Genomic DNA, 6,597 nt, shown 5'->3' with positions numbered 1-6,597 from the left:
CCCCCGGACCCCTCCTTCCCTTCTTTGCTGCTCTTTGTTCGCGGATGTTTCACGTGAAACATCTGTTCTCGCGCATCGTCCGTGCATGCGCGGACCGATTGCAGTATCCTATGCGCTGGACGGAAACGGCGCACGCATGCGCCTGACGGAAGGACCGGTATGAGCAATGTGATCGTCGTGGGCTGCGGTCGCGTCGGCTCCCAGCTGGCGAACATGCTGTCCGACAACGGCAGCAACGTGTGCGTGATCGACCGCAACCCCGATGCGTTCGCCAACCTGGGGCGCAACTTCAACGGCTCCACGGTGCAGGGCGTCGGCTTCGACGAGGAGACGCTTGTGAAGGCCGGCGTGGAGGACTGCGACGTTATGGCCGCCGTCACGCAGTTCGACAACACGAACCTCATGTGCGCCGAGGTGGCAAGCCGACTGTTCGACGTGCCGCATGTCATCGCGCGCCTGTACAATCCCGACCACGAGCGCGCCTACATGCAGCTGGGCATCGACTACGTGTGTGGCACCTCGCTTGTGGCCGAAGACGTGTTCAGCAAGGTGGTGTCCGGACATGGGGCGCACCTCGACACGTTCGGCGAGTTTGAAGTGCTGCGTTTCTCGCTCGACCTCAGCTGGACGGAGAAGCGCACCATCCGCGTGTCGGAGATCGAGCGCGACCACGACATCCGCATCATCGCGTTCGAGCGCGGCGACGGGTCGGCCAGCTCCATTCCCACGCGCGATTCCATCCTCTACAACGGCGATTCGGTGCTGGTATGCGTGCGTCACGAGCTGATCGAGTCGTTTTCGAGGTACATCCAGGATTGATCGTTCCGGCGGTTTGGCGGCTGCCGGCCCCGCCGACGCTGCGGGTGGCTGGGACGTCCGGTTTTCGCGCGAAGATGCGGGCTTGTGGATCGAAGCGCGCTTCGCTCGCGCCGCTTCATGAGCCTCGGCACCGCAGCCGCCCTCGCTGGCATAGTTGGATTTGCACGAAAGGATGAGCCATGTACATTGTGATCGCGGGCGGCGGCAAGATCGGCGAGTACCTTGCGAGCGTGCTGCTCTCGAGCGGAAACGACGTGGCGGTGATCGAGGAGGACCTTGCCACGGCAGATCGCCTGTCGGTGGTGCTGCAGGGACGCTACCTCGTCATCCACGGCGATGGGTGCGACTCGAAGTACCAGGAGGACGCGGGCATTCGCCGCGCCGACGTGTTCGTGGCCACCACTGGCCAGGACGATGACAACCTCGTGTCGTGCGAGATCGCGCAGCGCGTGTTCAACGTGCCGCGCTGCATCGCACGCGTGAACAGCCCGAAGAACCTCCGCATATTCAAGGAGGTGGGCATCGAGTGCGTGTCGTCCACCACGCTCATTGCGAACCTCATCGAGGAGGAGACGTTGCTGGGCAGCATGAGCGTGGCCTCGTCGCTGACGCGCGGCAACGTCACGCTCATCGAGGTGGTGATGCCGCGCATGCGCCATCATTCCAACGAGGCGGGCATCCTCGCGTCGTCGGTGCCCATGCCGCCGAAGAGCATGATCGTGGCCGTGTCTCCCAAAGATGACGACGACGTGGAAGTGGTGGACGACGACACCGTCATGTATGCGGGCGACACCGCCATCGTCGTGGCTGATAACGAAGTGCTCGACGACGTGCGCGCCCTGTTCAAGGGGCTGTAGGGGCGTTTCCGACTGCGGCGGCCCGAGCGCGTGCCCTGCGGGGTGCCCCGTGCTGGCTGGCCTTGTGTGCGCCGCTTCTGCGCGTACACCACCTTCTGCGTCCGTAGCTCCTTTCCTTGCGTCTGCGTTGCGTATGCGTAAAACTCATCGGGATTGGTGACGTTTCTTCTTGTCCCTTCTTAAAGTCTCGCTGCCCGTTTCGTGCTTTTCGCTTTGCGCTCGACGCTCTTTCGTAGGCTTCGGCATGCGGTTCTGCGCGGGTGCCGCGCACTGGCGCGCCGTAACTGTCGATGTTCCCCGGGCCACGCCATCGAACCTCGGTTTCGTGGCAGGTTTTGACGGAAAACCGCCATTGCGAAACCATCGTGGACGCATGCGTCAAAGCGCTGATCATGCCGACCTGGGAAAACACGCGTGCGTGACAGCGCTGGCCTTCCTTTGATAGCGGTTTTCCGTCAAAACCTGCCACGAACGCACGCTGTCCGCGTCAACCCTGGTTGTCCAACAAGAGTGCGTCGACGCAGTAGCACAAAATCACGGTTAAGAATGATTTTTCCGTTCCCCTCAGGAGCGTTTTCGGGGAAACACCAGGTCGTGAAATCAATCCTAATCAAAAAATCGTTCTTAACCGTGATTTTGTGCTACTGCCTTCATCGCTCTCTGTGTGACCGCCGTTGACAGAGGTCGGATCGGATCGCTGCGCCCGACCAGAGGAGCCCGACTCGGGATCTGGCGAACGTGGGTTCGTGTCAATCCTGGCTTAACGCAAACATCGCGCCGAACTGGCACGGATCGCGTCTTGCGCATAGGTCGTCAACTGCCTTTCCATCCCGATGGAAACGTTTTCCCGGCTCGGAATCCCCGTCGGAGTCGCCGCCGGCCCCTCGGGGTGCCTTTTCGGAGGGAAACTTATGCACAAGGCGCGATCTCTGCCGTTTCGGGCCGAGCTTTGCGCCAAGCCAGGGTCGGCAGGGATCGGGTCGACCCGCCGAGCAATGTCCCGCCGGCGCTTCGGAAGGCCCCGCCCGCTGGACGGGGGGGGGTTCTGCAACGCCCGGTCAGGGGAGCTCGGCCCGAGGACTAGCGAACATGGGCTCGTGTCAATCTTGATTAGCAGAGACGCCCCATTCTGGCGTGCGGCTCGCTCCAAGGCGCTTGCACGGGAGGGGCGGGTGTCGGGTTCGCCGCACATCGTTGTTCGACCGTTTGGATCGGACGGCCTTCGCATGCTGCGCAACGTCCGCGAGCCCGCCGCGCTTTCCGTGGAAAATCTCCCGTGCGACCTGCGGTGCGATATAGTGGACGCATCGAGAAACCGGAGGAGAAGAGTCGCCATGATCAATCGTTACACGCGCCCCGCGATGGGGGCCATCTGGGAGCTTCAGAACAAGTTCGAGATCTGGAAAGAGATCGAGGTGCTGGCGTGCGAGGCGCAAGCCGAACTGGGGCAATCCGGCATCACGAAGGAGGAGGCCGCGTGGATCCGCGCGCACGCCGACTTCACCGTGGAGCGCATCGACGAGATCGAGAAGGTAACGAACCACGACGTCATCGCGTTCACCACGTGCATGGCCGAATACATCGACGCCGAGGTGCCTGAGGGTCAGGAGAAGCCGAGCCGTTGGGTGCATTACGGTATGACCTCGTCCGACTTGGGCGACACGGCGCTTTCCTACCAGATTACGCAAGCCATCGATATCATCCTCGAAGACATCAAACAGCTCGGCGAGACGTGTAAGCGCCGCGCGTTCGAATTCCAGGACACGCTCTGCGTGGGCCGCACGCACGGCATCCATGCCGAGCCGATGACGTTTGGCATGAAGTTTGGCAGCTGGGCGTGGGCGCTGAAGCGCGCGCAGACGCGCATGGAGGAGGCCCGCAAGGTGGCCGCCACGGGCGCTATCTCGGGTGCGGTGGGCACGTACTCGAGCATCGATCCGTTCGTAGAGCAGTACGTGTGCGAGAAGATGGGCCTTGCGCCCGACCCGCTGTCCACGCAGGTGCTGGCGCGCGACCGCCACGCGCAGGTCATGGCTGGCCTCGCGGTGACGGCCTCCACGCTGGAGAGCGTCGCCATGCAGGTGCGGTTACTGCAGCAATCGGACGTGATCGAGGCCGAGGAGCCGTTCACGAAGGGGCAGAAGGGCTCGAGCGCCATGCCGCACAAGCGCAACCCCATCACCGCCGAGCGCGTGTGCGGCCTCGCACGCGTGGTGAAGGGCAACGCGCAGGTGGCCTTCGATGACGTGGCGCTGTGGTACGAGCGCGACATCTCGCATTCCGGCGCCGAGCGCGTGGCGCTGGCCGACAGCTTCATCGCGCTCGACTACATGTTCGGCAAGATGCAGTGGATGCTCGACGGCTTGCAAACCTACCCCGCCAAGATGGAGCACAACCTGTGGCGCACGCGCGGCCTCATCTTCAGCTCGAAGGTGCTGCTGGCGCTCGTGGACACCGGCATCACGCGCGAGGATGCCTACGTGATCGTGCAGCGCAACGCCATGAAGGTGTGGGAGGACATCCAAAACGCCGTGGACGGCCCCACCTACCGCGAGCGCTTGGAGGCCGACCCCGAGGCGAACCTGTCTACCGAGGTTTTGGACGAGATCTTCGACCCGTGGGACTTCCTCACCCGCAAAGACGTGGTGTTCAACCGCTTGGAGGGGTTGGAGTTCTGATGCCCGGAGTGGCGATGGGGGGGGGTATTCGATAGTGCTCTTCTGATAGGGCTGGCGCTGCTGCTGATCCTTGCAGCGCTGGCCCTCTGCGTATGCGCATTTTGGCTGGTAAGCGATTTTTATCGAAGACGCATGCGCGAAGAGTTTTGCAAAGAACATGGGATAAAGCTCTCGCCTCTCTTTTGCGTTCACATGCGAAGAAGGAGAAAAGAAGCTGGCATCTTCGTTCTCGACTTCCCACGCTGGACATTTTCCAACAAAGATGGCTCAAGGGACGGAAGGCGTAGCGGCAATTGCGTGCAGTGGGGTTCTTGTCAGCTGCGGGTCGGGCGTTTTCTTGTTGTATGCGCAAGCCCGTGGCACCTGCTGCGCCTTGTTGAGGAGTTACGGGAAAAGGGTGTTTCGATTGCGCGATGCCTTGAAGAGAAAGACGGCTACGATCGGTTTGTTCGCAAGAGGGCCGAATGGGATTCGGCTTTTCACGCTCAGTCGATTTACCAGTGGTGTGTTTCCCAGGGGAAATGTGACAAAAAATCGGCCGGAGACGCGTTCGAGGGATTCTGTGCACAGCTGTACGAGCGGATGGGTTGCAAGGTTCATCGCACGCCGAGCTCGAACGACGAAGGACGCGACATAGAGCTTGTGTACCCTGACGGGAAGACGGCGATCGTCGAGTGCAAATGCTACGCTCCTGATCGGTCTGTCGGTCGTGAACCCGTGCAAAAGCTTGCCGGAGCCAATCGCAAATGCAAGGCCGATCGCATGGTCTTCATCACGACTGGCAAGTTTTTGCCGACTGCTAGGCAATGGGTTCGGGAGATCGAAGACGACTTGGAACTCGTGGATGGGAATCAGCTATCGCGTCTGGTTGAAGAAGCTCGGCAAAAGAGGCGCAGAACTTCTCCTGGGGAGTGGCGGCTCTCCATGGAAGATGTCGCTTCTCATTATCCTCCCGATCTCCCTCCCTGCAGAACGTATCCTCCGGTTTCGATGTGGGCTTCCCGTGACGCCTTCTGGGGCCCCTTTCAGGTGGGCGTTGGGCTGCTCGGGGTTTTTCTTGCTTTGGCACTGATCGTGATGCGCTTCGCCCCTCTGTCTTCTGCGGCTATATCTCTCCGAGGACTGGTTCCGGCATGCTTGGGCGCACTGGCACCTTCGTCGGAGTACGTCCTTCCCGACAGCGATAGCCGATACTATTCGCGAGAGGAGCTTGAGGCGCTTTCCGATTGGGAGTTGTACGTGGGGCATAACGAGATATACGCTCGCCATGGAAAAGGTTTTTTGCAAGACGATCTGGCCGAGCACTTCTCCCAATGCGGTTGGTACGTTCGGCTCTACACTCCCGAGGAATACGACGCCTTGCCCTCCCTACTCAACGAATACGAGCAAGCAAATTCCGACCTCATGTGGGAGGTGCGGAACGAACGGGGCATCTGACGATTTCGCGCGATCTCACTCCCAATCTACGAAGGCGTAGTCGTCGATGTCTTGGCGGGTGTGGACAACGCGCCAGACGGTGAGGGATTCCTCGCCGAAGGTGTAGAACACGCGGTAGGAACCCGCTAGGTAGGAGCGGTAGTTCTTTCGATCAAGGGAATCGTCGGAGAAGGGTTTTCCGAGGGTGGGCATGTCGCCTAGCAGGGCAATGGCTTCCTGGACGCTCTGGTAGGTGCGCTGCGCGGAGGCGGGGGACTTCTGCACCTCGCCAAGGTAAACGACGATGGATTCCAGATCGAACGTGGCTCGCGGGCGGTAACGTATCTCGCGCATCAGAGGCCCCAATGGGCAAAGATGCGCTGCATCCCCTCGTCCAGCTCCGCTTGGCTGACGGTTTCCTCGCGGTATCGCGCCTCTATCTCGGCCTCGCGTAGTTTCTGCACAGAGCGCTCGTGCTGCCGCTGCTCTTCGTACGCTTTGCAGTCGATCACCACGAGGCTCGCTTTCCCGTTTTTGGTCATGAACACGGGCTCTTGGCTTTCGCGCGCCAGGTCACACACCTCGTTGAGGTTGGTGCGCAAATCGCTGATCGGGCGTATAAGCGGAAGCGGTGCGGGCATGAGCGCTCCTGTCTCGAGGGTTTCGATTCCAAAACTATACTTATTTATACTTTCTATGTCAATATAAAAGGCATATATAGATGTCAAAAAGATTTTGGGTATAGCAGAGTTTTGCGGGATCTCGCGAGAAGGCGCGAACGGGGCGGGAGGCTTCGCCGTTCGCGGAAGCGTCGTGCGGGCGGGGTG

At 60.8% G+C, this 6,597-nt stretch carries 6 protein-coding genes; 4 read left to right on the top strand and 2 right to left on the bottom strand.

The features are described from left to right. The first annotated feature begins 159 nt into the window (after positions 1-159). The 4 genes from C2L80_RS12775 (at position 160) to C2L80_RS12760 (ending at position 5,791) form a co-directional block, all read left to right on the top strand. Positions 160-819, top strand: coding sequence for a potassium channel family protein (locus C2L80_RS12775; protein WP_087197879.1), 660 nt, complete (start codon positions 160-162; stop codon positions 817-819). Between the two features lie 179 nt (positions 820-998). After that, complete coding sequence (locus C2L80_RS12770; RefSeq protein WP_087197881.1) at positions 999-1,676, top strand: potassium channel family protein; 678 nt, start codon at positions 999-1,001, stop codon at positions 1,674-1,676. A gap of 1,334 nt (positions 1,677-3,010) precedes the next feature. Next, positions 3,011-4,354, top strand: coding sequence for an adenylosuccinate lyase (purB, locus tag C2L80_RS12765; protein ID WP_087197883.1), 1,344 nt, complete (start codon positions 3,011-3,013; stop codon positions 4,352-4,354). Between the two features lie 132 nt (positions 4,355-4,486). Then, a complete protein-coding gene (locus C2L80_RS12760) occupies positions 4,487-5,791 on the top strand; it encodes a restriction endonuclease (RefSeq protein WP_087197885.1) in 1,305 nt (434 codons plus the stop codon). A 15-nt stretch (positions 5,792-5,806) separates the two neighbouring features. On the opposite strand, the gene C2L80_RS12755 is transcribed toward C2L80_RS12760, so the two are convergent. Further along, entirely contained in the window at positions 5,807-6,124 is a 318-nt protein-coding gene (locus C2L80_RS12755; RefSeq protein ID WP_087197887.1) for a type II toxin-antitoxin system RelE/ParE family toxin, read from the bottom strand. Then, positions 6,124-6,597: type II toxin-antitoxin system Phd/YefM family antitoxin (locus C2L80_RS14485; protein WP_239939008.1), on the bottom strand; the 474-nt coding region annotated here is incomplete at its 5' end. The genes C2L80_RS12755 and C2L80_RS14485, both read right to left, overlap by 1 nt.

It is taken from the genome of Rubneribacter badeniensis, from assembly GCF_002899695.1.
Lineage (GTDB): Bacteria > Actinomycetota > Coriobacteriia > Coriobacteriales > Eggerthellaceae > Rubneribacter > Rubneribacter badeniensis.
This window is presented reverse-complemented; position numbering and strand designations above follow the sequence as displayed.